Source organism: Pseudomonas sp. SW-3, from assembly GCF_016615645.1.
GTDB lineage: Bacteria > Pseudomonadota > Gammaproteobacteria > Pseudomonadales > Pseudomonadaceae > Aquipseudomonas > Aquipseudomonas mandelii.
The window spans coordinates 687,029-703,768 of record NZ_CP067098.1 but is presented as its reverse complement, the minus strand read 5'-3'; the positions used below and the strand labels follow the sequence as shown (position 1 = coordinate 703,768).

Here is a 16,740-nt window from a genome sequence, read left to right as displayed (position 1 = left end):
AAGACTTACCCGGCTGGCTTGTCGCCGTACCAACGAGGCGTATACACCCACTGGCCACCCTCGGCACGCGGGAACACGCAGGTGGTGGAAGAGCCGACCAGCACCATGGTGCGCATGTCGACCTGATCGGGGGTCAGATCACCCAGCGTGGTGACACGCAATGTCTGGCCTGGACGACCAATGTCCCGCCCCAACACCACTGGCGTTTCAGCGGTGCGGTGCTGCGCGACAATCTCCAGTGCCCGACCCAGTTGCCAAGGACGCGACCGCGAGATCGGGTTGTAGAACGCCAGCGCCAGGTCGGCCTGAGACGCCAGGTCCAGCCGCTTCTCGATGATTGCCCAAGGCTTGAGGTTGTCCGACAGGGACATCACGCAGAAGTCGTGCCCCAATGGCGCGCCGGCCTGGGCGGCCGTTGCCAGGGATGCGGAGACGCCTGGAAGAATCTCCAGATCGACGTTGTGCCAACCTGGCTCACTCGACTCGTGCAGCGCTTCGAGCACGGCGGCCGCCATGGCGAATACGCCCGGATCTCCCGACGAAACCACCACCACCGACCGCCCTTGGGCCGCCAGTTCAAAGGCGTGGCGAGCGCGCTGCATTTCTTCGCGGTTGTCGGTGCAATGCAGCACTTGATCGGCGCGAAATGGCCCGGCCATGCGCACGTAGGTTTCATAACCCAGCACGTCATTGGCGCGCGCCAGTTCAGCCTTCACCGCTGGCACCATCAGTTCGGCGGCGCCAGGGCCCAGGCCGATCACGGCCAGACGACCGCGCGCACGCCCGATCTGTGCAACCTCCAGTGGCTGACTGGCCACCGCGATCGCGATGCCGGTATCCGCCGCCACGACGGTAGCGTTCGGCGCGGTGTCGCGGGCCAGCTCGCTGACGCCGCCGCTGACCGAGGCAAACCGCAGCGGCACACCCAGCTCAAGCGCCGCGTCGCGCAACGCAGGGTTGGCCATGTGCAGATCGCTGGCCAGCAGGCACGCCAGCGATTGCACGGCGATGTTTGCCTGATGCAGCGCCCCGCGAATCGCGTTCGGCAGATCCGCCACCTCGGCGTTCACCGCCACCAGCACACTGCGCGGGTAGATCAGCAATTCATTGGCCGCCGGCGTGCGCTCGGCACTGCCGACATGAATCGACAACGGCGCCTGCGGATCTTCCGGCAGCTGCGCTTGCGCCAGCCACGGCGCGGTGCCTTCGATGCGCACACTTTGGCCGGCGAGCAGATCCGAGACAAAACGTTTGCCCAGTTCCAGATCGCCGAGGGCGTAGCCGCTGGGTGGATTGAGCAGGCAGGTGCCGAAGCGCAGTTCACCGCTGGTGGTGATCGCCGCCGCCACCTCAAGACCGGCAGCAATCTCCCGCGCCATGACGTTCACGCCACCGAGGCCACCCAGCAGCGGCACCACGGCACTGCCGTCTTCGGCCACGGCCAGCACGGGTGGCTCGGCGCCCTTCTCCAGCAGTAACGGCGCCAGGGTGCGGATCACGATCCCGGCCGCACACAAGGCAATGATCGGCGTGTCCTGCTGATAGAACTCACGCACGGTCGCGCCAAACTCGTGATAGACACGGTCCGCGCCTTCAACCCGTCCGGCCAGGCCATGAATCAAGGCGCCGGGGTAGACCTGCTGGATCTTGCGTGCGGTCGCGAGGCTGCCATTGCCAAGAATGACAATCGCCGGAACTGGACGGGCCATCAACCTTGCCACCGTTCGCCGGGAACGATGATCAACGAGAAGTACGGCGAGGACATCGGCTCGACCTGATCCAGCGGCACGATCTTCTGATTGGCCATGGTCGCGCGCTCGACGTACAGCGCCCGCTCCGCCAGCCCCAGTTCTTCGAGCACCTGACGGACCTTGGGAAAGTTGCGTCCCAGCTTCATGATCACCGCCGCATCGGCATCGGCCAGGCGACGCTTGAGGTCCTCGTGCGGCAATACGCCCGAGAGTACCGACAGGCTCTGATTGCGATACACCAACGGCGCGCCCAGCACCGAAGCGCCGCCGAGCATGGAGCACACACCCGGCACCACTTCGGCTTCGTACCGTTCGGCCAGACGATCGTGCAAGTACATGTAGGAGCCGTAAAAGAACGGATCGCCTTCGCAGATCACCGCCACGTCGCGACCGGCATCCAGATGCGCGGCGAGTTCTTCGCCCGCCGCATCGTAGAAATCGCTGATCACTTGCTCATAAGACAGCGGCGCCGGCAACGCTTCAGTGGTCACCGGATACACCAGCGGCAGCAGCGTTTGTGCGTCCTGCAAATGCGCTTCGATGATGCCGAAGGCGTTGCCCTTTTTACCCTTGGCGACGAAGTACGCCACCACGGGCGACTCGCGCAGCAAGCGCAGGGCTTTGACGGTAATCAGCTCCGGGTCACCGGGGCCGACGCCCAGGCCGATCAAGCGTCCAGGCTGCTGCATCATTCGATCTCCGTGGCGAGGGCATTGACGGCGGCGGCGGCCATGGCGCTGCCGCCCAGCCGGCCTTGCATGATGACAAACGGCACGCCGCGACTGTCGGCCGCCAGCGCCGCCTTTGATTCGGCAGCGCCGACGAAGCCGACCGGAAAGCCGAGGATCAGCGCCGGCTTGGGGGCGCCGGCATCGAGCATTTCCAACAAATAGAACAGCGCGGTCGGGGCGTTGCCGATCACCACCACGCTGCCTTCCAGATGCGGACGCCACAGCTCCAGGGCGGCGGCGGACCGGGTGTTGCCCAACTCTCGGGCCAACGCTGGGACGCTTTCATCTCGCAGGGTGCAAATCACTTCGTTGTTGGCCGGCAACCGCGTGCGGGTCACGCCTTCGCTGACCATCCGTGCATCGCACAGGATCGGCGCACCGGCGGCGAGCGCCTCACGCCCGGCCTTGCCCGCGCCTTGCGAAAATTGCAGGCCGTCGATGGCGTCGACCATGCCGCAGGCGTGGATCACCCGCACCGCGAGTTTTTCCAGATCGGCCGGGATTCGCCCGAGGTTGGCCTCGGCACGAATGATCGCGAAGGAGTTGCGATAGATCTCCTGACCGTCGCGGATGTAATCAAGCATCTAAGGGGCTCCGTGAGCGGGCGTCGAGCAAGGCCGCGACCGCTTCAATAGTAAGATTGCGTGCGTGCAGCGCGCCGAAACCCGGCTGCGCTGCATCGCGAAAATAGAGGTCGTAATGACCGGAAGAAACCGCCAGCAACGTGACCGGCGCGATGTGCGCCGCCGCGCAGGAACGCGGGCAGCCGGACAGGTGCACGTTCAGCGTCTGGCCGTGACGTTGCAACAGCGTCGCCAGTTGCCGGGCATCGCCCTTGGTGTCAGCCAGGCCTTTGCCGCAGCCGGTCGAGCCGGTGCAGGCGATGAGATGCGCCAGGGCATCGTCGGCCGAGCAGCGCAGGCCGAGGTGTTCAAGGTTGTGGATAACGTGAGGCGCCTTGCTGCCATGGACGCCGGGCACCAAGAGGCTTTGCCAGGGCGTGAAACGCAGCGTGCCGTCGCCCTGTTCGCGGGCCAGTTGTGCAGCGCCTCGGAGCATCGCTGGGTTGAGGCGGCCCAGCGGCGGCACTGCGCCGATGTAGACACGACCGGCATCACGCTGTGGATGAGCGCCGATGTGCAACGCATCTGGATTTGCCTCGCGCCGCCACGCCTCGATGGGCATCAACGGCACTCGCTCGGCGAGACGCACGAGAAACACGTCGAGCGAACATTCGGCGAGCAGGTGTCGCATGCGAGTCTGCTCGGGGCGCGCCAGCTCCAGAAACAGCTCCAGCACCGCAACTACCAGCGCATGCCCCTGCTCCAGCGACACCGCGCCTGCGGGCAGGTCGACAAGGCAACCCGCCAGGCCGAACACAAACACTCGCTCACCGCCTCGTTCAGCAGCGGACAACCAAAGATCATGCGAGTGTTCGAGCATTGCCAGCCCTTCGCCGCCATCCAGTTGCACCGCAAACTTGGCGCTGAGGTCGTGAAAGCGTTCATCGCTTTGCAGCGTGGCGAGGATCTGTTCAGCCAGCGGGCGCGTATCGATCAGCATCTGCCGATCAATGCCGGCGCCGGGGCTGAGCATCAGATTGCGCACGTCATCGCCCGCCGCGCTGGTCGGGCCGAGTCCGGCCGCCATCAGGCTGTCGATCAAGGCAGCGTGCTCACTGCCGATCCCGCGAATCTGCAGGTTGGCGCGGTTGGTTGCCTCGATCACTCCGCCGGCGAAATGCTCGGCCGCATTCGCCACCGCTTCGGCCTGAGCCGCGCTGATCGAACCGCCATTCAACTTGATCCGGCAGATGCCGCCGTCCAGTGCCTGGACGATACGCAACAACCCCGGACAGGCCGAGGGGCGTAAAGCGGTGGACATCGGGCGTTCGTTCAAGGGATGGACCGGCTGGCTGGCAGCGCCGTGGTGGGCGAAAGGTCGCCATTATGCCTGCTTTGCCCGAGCGCATGAAAATGCCTGCCGGTCGGAATTCGTGTTTCAGGTCATCCGAAAGCGTAACGACTGCCCCGTCCCTTGGGCGGTTTACAGCTCATAGTCCTCGAAGTTGAATTTAATGCCTGCCAGCGCCTCTTCCACGCTGGATCGACGAGCGTCCATCACCCGCCGTGAGATCACTACCTTTCGAGCCAGGACATCCAGCTGATTCATGACTTGCGATATATCCCAAAAAAGGTATTCGGTATTCATGCTTGACTTGATGAACCTGATATTACTGACCACTAACTCCATATCCCCATTTGCGTTGTAGCTAATCGGCATTATCTTAAAGTCGAAGGCCTTTCCACTCACCCCCTTGACCTTCTTTAACAGTTCAACGTCTTTTTCCAGTGCAGCAAGTCCCAGATTCACCCCTTCCACCTGGTCACGGCTGAGAATAGGAGAAGCCAGCTTCGACCAGACCTGCCGCACACTTCCATAAAACTGCGTTTGAACATGCTCAATCGGCGGATGATCACGATTCCAGCCATGCGACCACAGTACATCAGCGTAATAATCGATCCAGCGTCCGGGCCGGATTGCGCTGTTGTAAGTATTGTCCGCTTGCCGCTGTGCCAGATAAGTACAATTCAATGCGAAACGATAATCCTCGCGCGACTGTCCTTGAACACCGGTCAGCAAGATATCTCCCACCAAGGCTGCATTATGTTTCATATCATCCGTTATCACAGTCATATCCATATCCATATCCATTAACGCCATAAAGGCGACTATCCATCCAACTTGAAAAGTAGTTATTCGAAAACAAATCAAGCATGCCTTACAGCAAATTTTAAACTTGACCCAAAAACAAAAATAACAAAACCAACCCAACACCCAACAAGTTTTCGACCACATAAGTTTTCAAAAAAACGCCGTCTGCTCCGACAATGGAGCAGCGCCAGATAACAGAAGCCGCGTTATCATGCCGCCCTTGAACATGAACCCTGGATTAAGGAACGGCATGGCACCCTGGCTAACGGTTGTGGGAATCGGTGAAGACGGCTTCAAGGGCCTGGGCAAGAATGCCCGTCGCGCCCTGTTGGGCGCCTCGCGAATCTTCGGCGGCCAGCGGCAACTGAATTTGTTGCCAGCGTGCATCCGTGGCGAGCGGCAGTTGTGGCCCAGTCCGTTTTCCCTTGACCCCGTTCTGGCGCTGCGTGGCGAACCGGTCTGCGTGCTGGCCAGCGGTGATCCGATGTTCTTCGGCGTCGGCGCCAGCCTGGCCCGGCAAGTGCCTGACGCTGAAATGCTGATCCTGCCCGCGCCCTCCTCCTGCTCACTCGCGGCGGCGCGAATGGGCTGGCCCTTGCAGGAGGTGGTGACGCTTTCGGTGGTAGCCCGGCCCCTCGCCGCACTGAGCGCGCAGTTGTTCAGCGGCGTGCGTTTGCTGGTGCTGAGCAACGATGGCCAAAGCCCGGCCGCCGTTGCGGCATTGTTGCGTGAACGCGGTTTCGGTCCGAGCCGTCTCAGCGTGCTGGAACATTTGGGCGGCGCAAACGAACGGCGCATCGATGGGGTGGCCAATGACTGGAACGATCCAGCGGTCGCCGATCTGAACCTGATCGCCATCGAATGCATCGCCGCGCCGGACACCCCGCGGCTCTCGCGACTGGCCGGCCTACCAGACTCGGCCTTCCAGCACGACGGTCAACTGACCAAACGCGACGTCCGCGCGATCACCCTTGCGCGCCTGGCCCCGGTACCCGGCGAACTGCTGTGGGATGTCGGCGCCGGCAGCGGCTCGATCGGCATCGAATGGATGCGCGCCCACCCCAGTTGCCGCACGCTGGCCATCGAAGCCGATGAAGGTCGGCAGCTGTTGATCGAACACAATCGCGATGCCCTCGGCGTGCCCGGTCTGCAATTGATTCGCGGCAGTGCGCCGCAGGCCCTGGCCGGGCTCGAACTCCCGGATGCGATTTTTATCGGTGGCGGGGTCACCCGTGAAGGTGTGCTCGACACCTGCTGGGCGCAACTCAAACCCGGCGGCCGATTGATCGCCAACGCCGTCACGTTGCAAAGCGAAGTCACCCTGATGACCTGGCGCGAACGCCACGGCGGCGAGCTGACCCGCATTCACGTTGCCCAGGCCCAGCCGCTGGGGGAGTTCGACACCTGGCGTCAGGCGCTGCCGATTACCTTGCTGGACGTGACGAAGCCCCTCGATGCGTGACGAAACCGCCGAACAACCCGCCCCGCTGCGCAGCGGCCTGACCACGGGCAGTTGCGCCACCGCGACCAGTCTGGCAGCGGCCCGTTTGTTATTGGGCGGGATGAGCGCTGACGCCGTGGAGATCGTGCTGCCCAAGGGCAAGCAGGTGCGGATGCGCCTGGAATTCTGCCGCCTGATCGACGACGGCGCCGAAGCCGGGACGATCAAGGATGCCGGGGATGACCCCGACGTGACCCATGGCGCGTTGCTGTATTCCCAGGTGCGACTGCGCGGCGAGCCGGGTATCCGTTTCAGCGCCGGGCGTGGCGTCGGCACAGTCACCCGGCCGGGGCTGGTGCTGGGCGTCGGCGAGCCCGCGATCAACCCGGTGCCACGCAAAATGATCACCGAGCACCTGACGTTGTTGGCCGAAGAACTCGGCTATGGCGGCGGTTTCGAGGTCACGGTCAGCGTCGAGGACGGCGAGGCGCTGGCCTTGAAAACCATGAACCCACGACTGGGCATTCTGGGCGGGTTGTCGATCCTCGGCACCAGCGGCATCGTCCGGCCGTTTTCCTGTGCGGCTTACATCGCCTCGATCCACCAGGGTATCGATGTGGCCAAAAGCAACGGTTACCTGCACATCGCCGCCTGTACCGGCAACGCCAGCGAGGACACCATGCGCCGCGTCTACGACCTGCCGGAAATCGCCCTGATCGAAATGGGCGACTTCGTCGGCGCCGTGCTCAAACACTTGCGCAAAGTGCCGGTGGATAAACTCAGCCTGTGCGGCGGCTTCGGCAAGATCAGCAAACTGGCGGCCGGGCACATGGATTTGCACAGCCGGCATTCCAGCATCGACCTGCCGCAACTGGCCGAATGGGCCGCCACAATGGGCGCCGACAAGGCGCTGCAGCAAGGCATTCGCAACGCCAATACCAGCCAGCAAGCCTTGGCGATGGCCAGCGCGGCGGGCATCGCCCTTGGAGATGCGGTGTGTCAGCACGCGTTGGACTTCGCCCGCAGCGTGGTGCCGGCGCAGGTTCAGGTTGAAGTCTTTGCCATCGATCGCCAGGGCGGAATTGTCGGCCATGCAGGTGCTTTTCAATGAAGCGTATTTTGCTGCTGGGCGGCGTGACCGAAGCCTTGGCCATCGCCCGCACGCTGGGGCCGGAACACATCTATAGCCTGGCCGGTGTCGGTCGCGTGCCGACGGACCTGACCTGCCAGGTGCGCGTTGGCGGCTACGGCGGTGCCGAAGGCCTGGCGCAGTTCATTCGCGATGAAGGGATCGATCTGCTGCTGGACGCGACCCACCCCTACGCTGCACAAATCAGCCACAACGCCAAGGCCGCCGCGCAGCTGAGCGGCATTGCATGCTGGGCGTTACGCCGTCCTGCCTGGCAGCCACAGGCCGGGGATGACTGGCGCGACGTCAGCGACTGGAACGAACTGATCGAAGCCCTGAAGCCCTTCCGCCGACCGCTGTTCACCCTCGGCCGCGAACCGTTGCAGCACCTGCACGAAATCCCGCCGGAGCAATTCTGGACCTTGCGCGCACTGGACGCTTACCCGGGCAACGAACGCTGCGAAGTCATCGGCGCGCGCGGGCCGTTTCTGATAGAGGATGAACGGGAGCTGTTTGAACGTCGGCAGATTGATGTGCTGATCAGCAAGAACAGCGGCAGCACCGCGACCGAACCGAAACTGGAAGTGGCGCGGGAGCGTGGGGTGCCGGTGATTGTGTTGCAGCGGCCGGTGTTGCCGGGGGTGGATCGGGAGTTTGGATCGGTGAGTGAGTTGTTTGCTGCACTGGCGGAATGCAATCTGCCGGACGCCTAAGTAATTGTGTCGAGGGAGCTTGCTCCCTCGCCACAGGGTTGTATGCCGACCGCAATTCATCCGGCATTTCGAATCATAGCCGCTACACTCTTTTGAACGTGCACTGCGACACCACACCGCACGCCGCTTTTTTACTTATCGGCCCTGATCAGGCTAAATAGCCGCGACTGATCGCCCACCCAACGGATTTTGTCCAATGTCCCGACAACGGCTAGCAATTGCCTGGATCGCCTGCTTCGCAGTGCTGTTCAACATGCTCGCCATGCCGATGACCGGAGCCATGGCGCAGTCGGCGAAATCACCCGCCGAGCAATTGTTGTGGGGCAGTTTCTGTACGTCCAGCGGCACGAAGATGGTGGCGATTTCCTTGGGCGACCTTGAGCAAAAAGCCCCGCAGAACGACGACCATTCCAACATGCAGCATTGCTGGTGCTGTTCCGGTTCCGCGCCGTTGGTGGCGTTGCCGGGGCATGCGCCACAACTGTATTTCGCTCGTTTCGAAGCCAATCGAAGCGTGCCTGCCACCGCTCTCGACACCCCCACCCCGCGCCAGCAATGGCCGAGCCTCAACCCCCGCGCGTCCCCTCTGGTGTGATTCCTTCTCGCAATTGAACTGCGTCTTGAATCGCTCTGGAGAACTGCCATGTTGAACAAACTCATCGTTCTGGCTGCGTTGCTGCTGCCTGCCTGCTTTGCCAATGCCCACGAATACAAGGTCGGCGAACTGCAGATCGCTCACCCGTGGTCCCAGGAGTTGCCGCCCAACGCGCCAACCGTAGCGGCCTATTTTGTTATTCAGAACACCGGAAAAGCCGCCGACCGCCTGCTCAGCGTCGACTCGCCGATTGCCGGTGAAGCGCAATTGCATGAGCACATCATGCAAAACGACCTGATGAAAATGCAGCAAGTGCCGAGCGTCGAGATTCCTGCCGGTGGCAACGTCACGTTTGCGCCAATGGCCTATCACGTGATGCTGGTGAATCTCAAAGACCGCAGCCTGCTGAGCGACGGCAAGCGTTTCCCGCTGACCCTGCACTTCGAAAAATCCGGTGACGTGACGGTCGAAGTCGCGGTGCAGAAGAAGCCACCAGAAGTCATGCAGATGCACACCCACGCCCAGTAAATCCACTGAGCTGAACACCCCCATGCGCCCGCTTAGCGCCAGGTCATCCGCACACCGTCGTCAGTCGTCAAGCCTGACGCACGGCAGCTGGATCAGCCTGTTCGCCATGCTGATGATCTTTATCGGCCCGCTGATTTCTCAGTCGATGCCGATGGATCAACGCGCCTCGTCGATGTCGATGAGCATGTCGATGGACATGAGCATGGACATGTCGGCCATGGAGCACGCCAACCACGGCGCGCAACCCGCCGCCGAGCACTGCCCGCCCAAAGCCTCGCACCACGCGCTCTGGGAAAAATGCGGCTATTGCAGCCTGCTGTTCAATTGCCCGGCGCTGACCGGCGGCCAGACCTTCGTCGCGTTCGACACACCAACAGCCACCACCTTCACCACTCCCTCCCCTCGCCTGGGCCATGCCCGGCACACCGTCTTCCCCGGCGCCCGAACCCGCGCCCCACCCATCGTCGCGTAAACACGCACCTCTGATTTCACACGGTTTTGCAGACAGCCACAGGCTGTCCGCCGTGTCGTTTACGACTGCTCGATGGAAATTGTCATGTCCAGGTTTGCTGCTGACACACGCTTGAGCCCTGCCCAAGCTTCTTTTGCCCCGAACGAATCGAGTATTCGTTTCAGGCACGCCACCGCCGTCCTTTGCAGCGCATTGCTGACATCCACGGTGCTGGCCAACGAACACGCGGGCCACGGTGAAGAACTGAGCCCGACGGTGATCACCGCCATTGCCCCGAGTTCGCCGCTGACCATCGTCACCAACCCCAAGGACCCGCGCCAACCCGTTCCGGCCAGCGACGGTGGCGACTACCTGAAAACCATCCCCGGCTTCGCCCTGGTACGCAACGGCGGCACCAACGGTGATCCGGTGCTGCGCGGCATGTTCGGTTCGCGACTGAACATCCTCACCAACGGCGGCCAATTGCTCGGCGCCTGCCCCGGCCGGATGGACGCGCCCACCTCCTACATCTCGCCGGAAACCTACGACAAACTCACCGTCATCAAAGGTCCGCAAACCGTACTGTGGGGACCGGGCGCATCGGCGGGCACGATCTTGTTCGAGCGTGAACCGGAAAGCTTCGGCGAACTCGGTACCCGCGTGAACGCCAGCGTATTGGCCGGCTCCAACGGCCGTTTTGACAAAGTGGTGGACGCCGCTGCCGGCGGGCTGCTGGGCTACGTGCGCGTGATCGGCAACACCGCGCACGCCGACGACTACAAGGACGGCAACAACGACACCGTGCCGTCGCGCTACGACAAATGGAACGGTGACGTCGCGCTCGGCTGGACGCCGGACGCCGACACGCTGCTGGAGCTGACCGCCGGCAAAGGCGATGGCGAGGCGCGTTACGCCGGGCGCGGCATGGACGGCTCGCAGTTCAAGCGTGAAAGCCTGGGCCTGCGGTTCGAAAAATCGAACATCGGCGAGGTGCTGGACAAGGTCGAAGCGCAGATCTACTACAACTACGCCGACCACGTGATGGACAACTACACGCTGCGCACGCCATCGGGCACCGGGATGATGGCCGGCCCAATGGCTTCCAACGTCGACCGCCGCACCCTCGGCGCGCGGATCAAGGCGACTTGGCGCTGGGCCGATGTGCAGTTGATCAGCGGCATCGATGCGCAGACCAACGAGCATCGCCAACGCGGCAGCATGGGCGTCGATACCTACAAGGACTTGCCGTATACCAAGGACGCCGACTTCCATAACTACGGAGTGTTCAGCGAACTGACCTGGTACGCCGCTGACCGTGACCGGTTGATTACTGGTGCACGCCTGGACCGTGCATCGGCCAAGGATTACCGGCAGACCACCGGTTCCGGGATGATGACCCGCCCCAACCCGACCGCCGACGAAACCCGCGCCGACACATTGCCAAGCGGCTTCCTGCGCTACGAGCATGACCTCGCCGACAGCCCGACCACCCTCTACGCCGGCCTCGGTCACACCCAGCGTTTCCCCGATTACTGGGAACTGTTTTCGCCCAAGTCCGGCCCCGCCGGATCGGTGAATGCCTTCGATTCGATCAAGCCTGAAAAAACCACCCAGCTCGATTTCGGCCTGCAATACAAGACCGAGGACCTCGAAGCCTGGGCCTCGGGTTATGTCGGCCAGGTGCGCGATTACATCTTGTTCAACTACACCCCGACCATGATGGGCACCACCTCCCAGGCGCAGAACATCGACGCGCGAATCATGGGCGGCGAACTCGGCGCGGCCTACCAGCTGACCAGCAACTGGAAAGCCGACGCGACCCTGGCCTACGCCTGGGGCAAGAACAGCAGCGATGGCAACGCATTGCCGCAAATGCCGCCGCTGGACGCGCGTTTCGGCCTGACCTACAGCGAAGACAACTGGAGTGCCGGTGCCCTGTGGCGAGTGGTCGCGGCGCAAAACCGCATCGACCAGAACAAGGGCAACGTGGTCGGCAAGGACTTCGACAAGACCTCCGGTTTTGGCGTGTTCTCGCTCAATGGCGCCTACCGTATCAACAAAAACTGGAAGGTCAGCAGTGGCGTCGACAACCTGTTCGGCAAGGCTTACGCCGAGCATTTGAACCTGGCCGGCAACGCCGGTTTTGGCTACCCGGCCAATGACCCGCAGGCCATCAAAGAACCGGGGCGAACGCTCTGGACCAAGGTGGACATGAGCTTCTAAGAGTATCGCGGGCAAGCCCGCTCCCACATGGACAGTGGAGAACCTGTGGGAGCGAGCCTGCTCGCGATCGGTTGCGCAGCAACCGCAAAACAAACAACTAAAAGAACCATGCCAAAGCGGAGCACACGTGATGAAACAGCCCAAAGTAAATTTCTACAACCTGGCCTGGCGCTGGCATTTCTATGCCGGTCTGTTCGTCGCGCCATTCATGGTGATGCTGGCCTTGACCGGCGTCATCTACCTGTTCAAGCCGCAACTCGATCCGATGATGTACGGCAGCCTGATGAACGTACCGGCCGGGCATCACAGCATCCCGGCCGACGACCTGCTCAAACGGGTGAAACAGGCGTACCCACACGCCACGATCAAACAGTACCTGCCGTCGGTCAACGCCGAGCGCAGCGCTCAGTTTGTCGTGATCAATGGCGGTAGCGAACTCAACGTATTCGTCGATCCCTATCAGGGCGACATCCTTGGCGAGCAAGACGCCAAGAAGAATCTGCAAGCGGTGGCGCGAGCGATTCATGGTGAATTGATGATCGGCACCGTCGGTGATCGATTGGTCGAACTGGCTGCTGGCTGGGGCGTGGTGTTGGTGGTTTCCGGCGTGTTCCTGTGGTGGCCACGTGGCCAGGCGGCCGGTATTTTGTGGCCGCGCCTGACCAGTCGCGGTCGGGTGCTGTGGCGTGATTTGCATGCTGTGACCGGGTTCTGGGGCGCATCGTTGCTGCTGGTGATGCTGCTCAGCGGCATGACCTGGACCGGGTTCTGGGGCCAGAAATATGCGCAGGTGTGGAACGTGTTTCCGGCGGCAATGTGGGACAACGTGCCCAAATCCGATGTCGAGGCCCGCAGCCTCAACACTGCCACTCGCCAGACCGTGCCATGGGCGATGGAAAACACGCCGATGCCGATGTCCGGCGACCACGCCGAACACATGACCCACGATGGCGCCAAAGCCGGCCCCGCCGCACCGACCATCAGCCTGCAAGACGTGCAGAACATCGCCGTGCAACGCAAGGTCGAGCCGGGTTACAGCATCACCTTCCCGACCACCGACACCGGCGTGTTCACCATCGCCGTGTTCGCGGACGACCCGCGCAACGACGCCACTTTGCATGTCGACCAGTACACCGGCGATGTCCTCGCCGACGTGCGCTACGAGCAATACGGGACCGTCGCCCGCGCCACGGAAATCGGCGTGATGTTGCACGAAGGCAAGATGTTTGGCGCGTTCAACCAGATCGTCGTGCTGCTGATCTGCCTGATGATTTTGCTCAGCGCGGTGAGCGGCGTGGTGATCTGGTGGAAACGGCGTCCACAAGGCAAGTTCGGAGTTCCACCGCTGCGCCACGACCTGCCGAGATGGAAAACCGCGATGATCATCATGTTCGCTCTGGCCGTGGCGTTTCCGTTGGTGGGGGCTTCGCTGGTGGTGGTGTGGGTGCTGGATCGTGTGCTGTTTTCGCGATTCACCCGGCAAACTGAATCGGCCTCACCTTCTTCATGAAGCAGGCGAGATGCGCGATTTAGACGAATCTGTAGACTTGCCGCGCTTAGCTCGGCATCATCTCTAGTGTTACTGTATAACTCAAATACAGTGTTTTGATCAGCAGGCCCGCTCCCCCAGGATTTGCGCGATCCCTGTGGGAGCGCGCTTGCCCGTAATGGCGTCATCAGCATCACCCACTCTCTCAGAGCAACTGCATGACCTCGCTTAACCTCTCAAACCTCGCTTGGACACCCCTGGGCCACGGCCACTGCCATCACCAGTTCCAGCTGCGTGAGGCGTCCCTGCAGGTGGCCGCCGGTGAGTTCGTCGGGTTGATCGGCCCCAACGGCAGCGGCAAGACCAGCCTGCTGCGCTGCGCTTATCGCTTCAGTAAGCCCGAGAGCGGCGAGGTCCGGCTCGACCACCACAACGTCTGGAAGCAATCCTCGCGCTGGTGCGCCCAACGCATCGCCGTGGTGTTGCAGGAGTTCCCCGATGCCTTCGGCCTGACCGTCGACGAGGTGGTCGCCATGGGCCGCACGCCGCACAAAGGCCTGTTCGGTGGCGACACGATTGAAGACCGGAATCTGGCAACTCAAGCATTGGCGTCCGTCGGCCTCAGAGGCTTCGAAGACCACGCCTTCGCCACCCTCTCCGGCGGTGAAAAACAACGTGTGATCCTCGCCCGCGCTCTGGCTCAGCAACCGCAATTGCTGATCCTCGACGAGCCGACCAACCACCTCGACCCACGCTATCAACTGGAACTGTTGCAGCTGGTCAAACGCCTGAAAATCGGCACCTTGGCCAGCATCCACGACCTCAATCTGGCGGCCGCTTTCTGCGATCGTTTGTACGTGATCCATCACGGTCGCATCGTCGCCAGCGGCACGCCGAAAGAAGTCCTGAGCGCCCCGCTGCTGCGCGACGTGTTCGGCGTCGAAGCGCTGATCGATGAACACCCCTTGCACGGCTACCCACGAATTACCTGGATAACCCAACCATGACTTTGCGTTCCCTGCTTTGCTTCACGCTGTTGCTGGGCAGTGCCCACGCGTTGGCCGAGGCCACGAACTACCCGTTGACGATCCAGAGCTGCAACCGCGAAGTGACCTTCACGCAGGCGCCGAAACACGCGGTCAGCCACGACATCAACATGACCCAGATGATGCTCGCCCTTGGCCTCAAACCGCGCATGGCCGGCTACAGCGGCGTGTCCGGCTGGAAGTCAGTCACGCCCGAGATGCAGACCATCCTCGACGGCTTGCCCGAGCTGGCAGCCAAATACCCGTCGGTGGAAACCCTGCTCAATGCCAACGTCGACTTCTTCTTCGCCGGCTGGGATTACGGCATGCGCGTGGGTGGCGACCTCACGCCTCAAACGTTGCAACCGCTGGGCATCAATGTCTACGAGCTGACCGAGTCCTGCGCCTTTGTCATGAAGCGTCCACCGGCCAGCCTGGAAGACACCTACAACGACCTGCGCAACCTCGGCAAGATCTTCGACGTGCAGGACCGCGCCAATGCCCTGATCGCCCAAATGCAGGCGCAAGTCGCCGAGGTGCGCAAGGGTCTGCCCGCCGATAAACCGCGGGTCTTCCTTTACGACAGCGGTGAAGACCGCGCCATGACGTCCGGCCGCCTCGGCATGCCGCAGGCACTGATCGACGCCGCGGGCGGGCGCAACATTCTGGACGACGTCGAGGCGAGCTGGACCCGCGTCAACTGGGAAGACGTGGTCGAGCGCAACCCTCAGGTGATCGTGATCGTCGACTACGGCGAAGTCACCGCCGAACAGAAAGAACAATTCCTGCTCAGCAACAAGGCGCTGCAATCGGTGGACGCGATCAAGAACCAGCGATTTATCGTGATTCCGTATGTGCAGGCCACGCCGGGCATCGACAACGTGCTGGCGGTTGAAACCCTGGCCAAAGGTTTCCACGGAGAATGATGGATCGTCGCTATGTCTTGCTGCTGGTGATGCTCGCCGCGCTGTTGCTGGTGTCGTGCGTGGTGTCGCTGGGCTTCGGTCCGGCGCGGGTTCCGGTGGACGTGGTGGGGCGGATCTTGCTGCACAAGGTGTTCGGTGCTGGTGAAGTGAGCTGGACTGCAGGGCAGGAACACATTGTCTGGCTGATCCGCGTGCCGCGCATGCTGCTCGGTGCGCTGGTCGGTGCTGGCCTGGCGCTGATCGGCGCGGTGCTGCAAGCGGTGACGCGCAATCCATTGGCCGACCCCCACCTGCTCGGGGTCACTTCCGGTGCGACCCTTGGCGCGGTGATTGTGGTGCTGCACGTCGGTGAAATCGTCGGCCTGCTGACCTTGCCGATCGCGGCGTTTATCGGCGCGCTGCTGAGCATGTTGACCGTGCTGATGATCGCCAATCGCAACGGTCGTCTGGACAGTGACCGGCTACTGTTGTGCGGCGTGGCGGTGTCTTTCGTGATGATGGCGATTGCCAATCTGCTGCTGTTCCTCGGCGACCACCGGGCGAGTTCGGCGGTGATGTTCTGGATGCTCGGCGGGCTCGGGTTGGCGCGCTGGGAGTTGCTTGCGGTGCCGGCCGCCAGCGTGTTGCTGGGATTGGTCTTGCTGCTAGGCATGGCCCGACCGTTGAATGCGCTGATGGCCGGCGAACAGACTGCCGTCACCCTTGGTTTGAATGCGCGTACCGTGCGCTTGCGGGTGTTTCTGATTGCATCGCTGATGACCGGCGTATTGGTGTCGATCAGCGGGTCGATCGGGTTTGTCGGGCTGATGGTGCCGCACATTGCCCGTCGACTGGTCGGGGCCGAGCACCGGCGATTGTTACCGGCGTGTGTATTGCTGGGCAGCGTGTTTCTGGTGTGGGTCGACGTCGCCGCGCGCACCCTGATCGCCCCCGAGGACTTGCCGATTGGCGTGGCCACGGCGGCGATAGGCGGGTTGTTTTTCATCGGCCTCATGCAGCGTCGCTGAGCCATGCCAACCGGAG

16 protein-coding genes are annotated in these 16,740 nt (G+C 62.5%); 11 read left to right on the top strand and 5 right to left on the bottom strand.

From position 1 onward, the window contains the following. Positions 1–5 precede the first annotated feature (5 nt). From cobJ to JIO00_RS03015, 5 genes are all read right to left on the bottom strand, one after another. Positions 6–1,709, bottom strand: coding sequence for a precorrin-3B C(17)-methyltransferase (gene cobJ / locus JIO00_RS03035; RefSeq protein WP_010463908.1), 1,704 nt, complete (start codon positions 1,707–1,709; stop codon positions 6–8). Then, the gene (locus JIO00_RS03030; RefSeq protein WP_010463910.1) at positions 1,709–2,440 is read right to left on the bottom strand and encodes a precorrin-2 C(20)-methyltransferase; all 732 of its coding nucleotides are present in this window, start codon (positions 2,438–2,440) and stop codon (positions 1,709–1,711) included. The genes cobJ and JIO00_RS03030 overlap by 1 nt, the downstream gene beginning before the upstream one ends. After that, a complete protein-coding gene (locus tag JIO00_RS03025; RefSeq protein WP_083375145.1) occupies positions 2,440–3,066 on the bottom strand; it encodes a precorrin-8X methylmutase in 627 nt (208 codons plus the stop codon). The genes JIO00_RS03030 and JIO00_RS03025 overlap by 1 nt, the downstream gene beginning before the upstream one ends. Next, positions 3,059–4,366, bottom strand: a complete 1,308-nt coding sequence (cobG, locus tag JIO00_RS03020) for a precorrin-3B synthase (RefSeq protein ID WP_083375146.1) — start codon at positions 4,364–4,366, stop codon at positions 3,059–3,061. Before cobG ends, JIO00_RS03025 begins: the two co-directional genes overlap by 8 nt. 162 nt (positions 4,367–4,528) lie before the next feature. Next, on the bottom strand, positions 4,529–5,185 hold the full coding sequence (locus JIO00_RS03015) for a hypothetical protein (RefSeq protein WP_042932955.1): 657 nt from the start codon (positions 5,183–5,185) through the stop codon (positions 4,529–4,531). A gap of 262 nt (positions 5,186–5,447) precedes the next feature. Here JIO00_RS03015 and cbiE point away from each other — a divergent pair, with 262 nt between their 5' ends. The 11 genes from cbiE (at position 5,448) to JIO00_RS02960 (ending at position 16,724) form a co-directional block, all read left to right on the top strand. Further along, on the top strand, positions 5,448–6,659 hold the full coding sequence (gene cbiE / locus JIO00_RS03010; protein ID WP_077748963.1) for a precorrin-6y C5,15-methyltransferase (decarboxylating) subunit CbiE: 1,212 nt from the start codon (positions 5,448–5,450) through the stop codon (positions 6,657–6,659). Next, the gene (locus JIO00_RS03005) at positions 6,652–7,749 is read left to right on the top strand and encodes a cobalt-precorrin-5B (C(1))-methyltransferase (RefSeq protein WP_200667589.1); all 1,098 of its coding nucleotides are present in this window, start codon (positions 6,652–6,654) and stop codon (positions 7,747–7,749) included. The genes cbiE and JIO00_RS03005 overlap by 8 nt, the downstream gene beginning before the upstream one ends. After that, on the top strand, positions 7,746–8,480 hold the full coding sequence (locus tag JIO00_RS03000; protein WP_200667587.1) for a cobalt-precorrin-6A reductase: 735 nt from the start codon (positions 7,746–7,748) through the stop codon (positions 8,478–8,480). The genes JIO00_RS03005 and JIO00_RS03000 overlap by 4 nt, the downstream gene beginning before the upstream one ends. A 196-nt stretch (positions 8,481–8,676) precedes the next feature. Continuing rightward, positions 8,677–9,075, top strand: coding sequence for a DUF2946 domain-containing protein (locus JIO00_RS02995; RefSeq protein WP_010463920.1), 399 nt, complete (start codon positions 8,677–8,679; stop codon positions 9,073–9,075). A gap of 48 nt (positions 9,076–9,123) precedes the next feature. After that, a complete protein-coding gene (locus JIO00_RS02990; protein WP_010463921.1) occupies positions 9,124–9,603 on the top strand; it encodes a copper chaperone PCu(A)C in 480 nt (159 codons plus the stop codon). Positions 9,604–9,625: 22 nt separating this feature from the next. After that, positions 9,626–10,075: a DUF2946 domain-containing protein gene (locus tag JIO00_RS02985; RefSeq protein ID WP_145310668.1), complete on the top strand. Its 450-nt coding sequence runs from the start codon at positions 9,626–9,628 to the stop codon at positions 10,073–10,075. 84 nt (positions 10,076–10,159) lie between these two features. Further along, complete coding sequence (locus tag JIO00_RS02980) at positions 10,160–12,277, top strand: TonB-dependent copper receptor (protein ID WP_200667585.1); 2,118 nt, start codon at positions 10,160–10,162, stop codon at positions 12,275–12,277. Positions 12,278–12,407: 130 nt separating this feature from the next. After that, on the top strand, positions 12,408–13,787 hold the full coding sequence (locus tag JIO00_RS02975; RefSeq protein WP_200667583.1) for a PepSY-associated TM helix domain-containing protein: 1,380 nt from the start codon (positions 12,408–12,410) through the stop codon (positions 13,785–13,787). A gap of 197 nt (positions 13,788–13,984) precedes the next feature. Further along, the gene (locus tag JIO00_RS02970; RefSeq protein WP_077748956.1) at positions 13,985–14,773 is read left to right on the top strand and encodes an ABC transporter ATP-binding protein; all 789 of its coding nucleotides are present in this window, start codon (positions 13,985–13,987) and stop codon (positions 14,771–14,773) included. Further along, entirely contained in the window at positions 14,770–15,717 is a 948-nt protein-coding gene (locus JIO00_RS02965; RefSeq protein WP_010463926.1) for an ABC transporter substrate-binding protein, read from the top strand. The genes JIO00_RS02970 and JIO00_RS02965 overlap by 4 nt, the downstream gene beginning before the upstream one ends. Continuing rightward, positions 15,714–16,724, top strand: a complete 1,011-nt coding sequence (locus tag JIO00_RS02960) for a FecCD family ABC transporter permease (protein WP_200667582.1) — start codon at positions 15,714–15,716, stop codon at positions 16,722–16,724. Before JIO00_RS02965 ends, JIO00_RS02960 begins: the two co-directional genes overlap by 4 nt. Positions 16,725–16,740: the final 16 nt, after the last annotated feature.

Bases quoted from the DNA above. Each gene is read 5' to 3' on its own strand.
- cobJ (WP_010463908.1), bottom strand. From the start codon at position 1,709: ATGGCCCGTCCAGTTCCGGCGATTGTCATTCTTGGCAATGGCAGCCTC.
- JIO00_RS03030 (WP_010463910.1), bottom strand. From the start codon at position 2,440: ATGCAGCAGCCTGGACGCTTGATCGGCCTGGGCGTCGGCCCCGGTGAC.
- JIO00_RS03025 (WP_083375145.1), bottom strand. From the start codon at position 3,066: ATGCTTGATTACATCCGCGACGGTCAGGAGATCTATCGCAACTCCTTC.
- cobG (WP_083375146.1), bottom strand. From the start codon at position 4,366: ATGTCCACCGCTTTACGCCCCTCGGCCTGTCCGGGGTTGTTGCGTATC.
- JIO00_RS03015 (WP_042932955.1), bottom strand. From the start codon at position 5,185: ATGGATATGACTGTGATAACGGATGATATGAAACATAATGCAGCCTTG.
- cbiE (WP_077748963.1), top strand. From the start codon at position 5,448: ATGGCACCCTGGCTAACGGTTGTGGGAATCGGTGAAGACGGCTTCAAG.
- JIO00_RS03005 (WP_200667589.1), top strand. From the start codon at position 6,652: ATGCGTGACGAAACCGCCGAACAACCCGCCCCGCTGCGCAGCGGCCTG.
- JIO00_RS03000 (WP_200667587.1), top strand. From the start codon at position 7,746: ATGAAGCGTATTTTGCTGCTGGGCGGCGTGACCGAAGCCTTGGCCATC.
- JIO00_RS02995 (WP_010463920.1), top strand. From the start codon at position 8,677: ATGTCCCGACAACGGCTAGCAATTGCCTGGATCGCCTGCTTCGCAGTG.
- JIO00_RS02990 (WP_010463921.1), top strand. From the start codon at position 9,124: ATGTTGAACAAACTCATCGTTCTGGCTGCGTTGCTGCTGCCTGCCTGC.
- JIO00_RS02985 (WP_145310668.1), top strand. From the start codon at position 9,626: ATGCGCCCGCTTAGCGCCAGGTCATCCGCACACCGTCGTCAGTCGTCA.
- JIO00_RS02980 (WP_200667585.1), top strand. From the start codon at position 10,160: ATGTCCAGGTTTGCTGCTGACACACGCTTGAGCCCTGCCCAAGCTTCT.
- JIO00_RS02975 (WP_200667583.1), top strand. From the start codon at position 12,408: ATGAAACAGCCCAAAGTAAATTTCTACAACCTGGCCTGGCGCTGGCAT.
- JIO00_RS02970 (WP_077748956.1), top strand. From the start codon at position 13,985: ATGACCTCGCTTAACCTCTCAAACCTCGCTTGGACACCCCTGGGCCAC.
- JIO00_RS02965 (WP_010463926.1), top strand. From the start codon at position 14,770: ATGACTTTGCGTTCCCTGCTTTGCTTCACGCTGTTGCTGGGCAGTGCC.
- JIO00_RS02960 (WP_200667582.1), top strand. From the start codon at position 15,714: ATGATGGATCGTCGCTATGTCTTGCTGCTGGTGATGCTCGCCGCGCTG.